This window comes from Pseudomonas meliae (genome assembly GCF_001400515.1).
Classification (GTDB): Bacteria; Pseudomonadota; Gammaproteobacteria; order Pseudomonadales; family Pseudomonadaceae; genus Aquipseudomonas; species Aquipseudomonas amygdali.
In genome coordinates, this window is the sequence record NZ_LJQT01000136.1 from 1 (window position 1) to 3164 (window position 3164).

General features: G+C 57.1%; 1 protein-coding gene and 1 pseudogene. Both read right to left on the minus strand.

Features of this window, described 5'->3' with window-relative positions:
- Nucleotides 1-1484 (minus strand): annotated as a pseudogene (locus ALO64_RS05895) (dermonecrotic toxin domain-containing protein); the annotation flags it as partial.
- Between the two features lie 254 nt (nt 1485-1738).
- A complete protein-coding gene (locus tag ALO64_RS05900) occupies nt 1739-3112 on the minus strand; it encodes a PepSY-associated TM helix domain-containing protein (RefSeq protein WP_044344145.1) in 1374 nt (457 codons plus the stop codon).
- Nucleotides 3113-3164 lie beyond the last annotated feature (52 nt).

A 3164-nucleotide genomic window follows, 5' to 3' on the forward strand; every position in this document is an offset into this window, starting at 1 on the left:
TACTTCAGATCTTCCTTAGCTTTGGCCCGGTAGGCATGGGTGTGTGCCAACTGCCATAGCGAAGTCTTCGCGGTCTCGGTTGCGGGCATCATAGGCGCGCCGGGAATATCCAGCACTTCAGTGCCGGTTGTATAGGTCAGTGAAACAATAATGTGCTGCGCTGCTACCTCCACTGAGGCTCGTTTCAATACGTCCTCGAGCTGCTTGTCGATATAGCGCGTGAAGTAAGTGCGGCTGTCGTTATCCGGCTGACCGAAGTGGTCCTTGCTGTTTTTGCGAATATTCACAACCGATTGGCCAAACCGCTGCGCCTGCTCATGCCATTCAATGCGCTGCGACTGCTTCATGGTTTTCCACCATGCAGGCATCTGGCTTTCCACCAGATCGTTATCGAGCCGGTCCAGGCGCCAATGCTGGTCGAAGTAAACTTCTGATCCCAGCAGTTGCACTATCGATTGCTCGAAACAAACCGCATCCATTCGTTGGGTGCGGGCAAGCTGTACGGCCTGAGCGAACATAGATTGCTGTCTGGTGATCTGGCGTGTATGCAACAGGCTTAGAAAGTTGCCTTCCAGCAAAGTGTATTGCCACTGCAAGATGTTGCTGTCAGGTGCAGCCTGGACTGGTTGGTCAGCCTCGGAATCAGCCAGCAGACGTCGTCTGTAATCAGGTTCAGCCCCTCGTCGAGCAAGGGCTTCGTTCATTTGTGTCAAGGATGCAAATGCTTCCAGCCCGTCATGCGGGGTGAACAGCAGCACATCTTCAAGCTCCTCCTGATCGATCTGCACAGGTTCATCACGAAGACGTCTTGCGATTACAAACGCCCCGTAAAGCGAAAGCGGAGGGCTATCACCAGCGCTTGCCGAAAGTCCATAAACGCTGTGTGGCTGCAGCTCGGCAGTATTTCCGTCGGGGTCAGGGGCGCAGGCTGCCAATGCTGCCGACAGCAGGCTGTAGTGCCCGGTCGTCATTTTTTCGAGGGCAATCTGCACCGCGCATTCAGATTTCATGCACTCGATCTGCTCGGCGACAAACTGGTGTCCCTTGGTTTCGCCATTCGATGTTGCAATGCTCCAGTAGTCCGCAAGTTTCTGGCTATAGAACTGTTCCAGTTGCTGGCTGACCTGGGTATAGAAAGTCGCGATAGCTGCGCGGCCCAGCGGTTGGATGGCTGGTGTTTGCGAAGTGTACGACGGAGTCGGGTAAAGGCCTTGCACATCATGGTCGGTCCAGTTCAGAAGGCCGGTGAAGTGCTCGATCAGACCGGGGATCAGCGGAACACTGTGAATATTGGCTCCCTTGTCCGGTATTTCTTTGCTGTCAAGGTAGGTCAGCCATGTTGTCTGCACATCCAGCTCGGGTTTGAGGGGGGAGAGCAGGGTACTGGCCAGCTCCTGGGTTGCTTTGCTGAAACCAGGTGGATACGTGTCGCTGGCAAGCGAACGTTGTGGAGGTGGTGCTGATGTTATGAGCGGTAGGTTCATGGTGCCGATTCGCCTGCATGATGGATGATCCGCTTAAGGCATTGGCCGGGCGGTTCATTTCATGTAGTCAGGGCTCACGGCTCACGGCTCACGGCTATCGGCCAGCGCAGGTCGGTGAAGGCAGCATTGGCGATCTGGTCGGTAGGAAGTTTCGGGGGCATGGAAGGTTCAAAGCAGGGCGGGACCTGAAACCGGGTATGAGGAGGAATTCATCACAACGCCACTCAATGGTTTCAGGCCCCGCAGCGAGCAATCTAAGCTGTTGCCGCTGTTTTGGCAAAGCGTGAAAGCACTATTCGATCAAGCACCCAGACAATCAGCATCGAAATACCCACCAGAGGGAATATGACGCCCAGGGCAATCATGACCACTGTCGCGGTTTTCCAGCGTGGCAGGTCGTGGCGCAATGGCGGTACACCCAGCCCGCTTCGAGGTCGGCGCTTCCACCAGATCACCAACCCACTGACCGAGCTGAGCAGTACCATCAGGCAGACCAGCAGGATCAGCAACTGATTGATCCAGCCGAAAAATTTACCTTCATGCAGCATCACGCCCAGCTCGGTGGCCTTGGACACTGCGCTGTAATCAACGTAGCGCACGTCGGCCAGCACCTTGCCGGTGTACTGATCGATATGCAGCGTCGCGTCATCGCGCGGGTCGTCGGCGAACACCGACACAGTGAACACGCCATCAGCTGTTTTAGGCTGGGTGATGCTGTAGCCCGGTACGATCTCTCTGGCGCGTGCAATGTCGACAACTCGCTGCAATGACACGGTTGGCGCTGCCGGTGCGCTGGACATATGCATGTGGTCCATGTGCTCGGCGTGCTCGCCGGTTGAAACCGGCATCGGCGTATTTTCCATGGCCCATGGCACGGTCTGCACGCTGGCATTGTTCAACTCGCCAGCCTGCTTGTCGGACTTGGGCACGTCAGTCCACATGGCTGCCGGGAAGGTGTTCCATACCGCAGCGTATTGTTTGCCCCATAGCCCGGTCCAGGTCATGCCGCTCAACAGCATGAACAACAGCAAAAACGCGCCCCAGAAACTGGTCACCGCGTGCAGATCACGCCACAGCACGCGCCCCTTGGCGGTCAGGCGTGGCCAGAACACGCCGGCGGCCGAGCGCCCTCGGGGCCACCATAGATAAAGGCCGGAGACCACCAGCACAATCCCCCAGCCAGCCGCCAGCTCGACAAGCCGGTCACCCAGCGTACCGATCATCAGCTCGCCATGCAGTGCGCGGGCAATCGCCTGCAGGTTCTTTTTGGCGTCCTGGGTGCCAAGAACCTCGCCGCGATAGGGGTCAATGAAGACATTCACCTCGCGGCCCTGCTCGCTGATCACAAACTGCGCACTGCCCTCGGCGTTTAACGGCGGGAAATACTTGCCAATGGCTGCCTGTGGGTAAGCACTCTTTACCCGCTGTTGCAGCTCGTCGGCAGTGAGGCGGTGCTCGGCCGGTGCCACGCTGAGCAGGTCGTGGTACATCAGGTTGTCCAGTTGCGGCTTGAACAGGTAAATGATGCCGGTCAGCGATAACAGGATCATGAACGGCGCGACGAACAGCCCTGCATAGAAATGCCATCGCCAGGCAAGGTTGTAAAAAGAGACATCAGGTTTGGACACGTTCAACGCTCCCCAATAGGGATAACACAGCACGAATGGCGCGCAGCCTTGA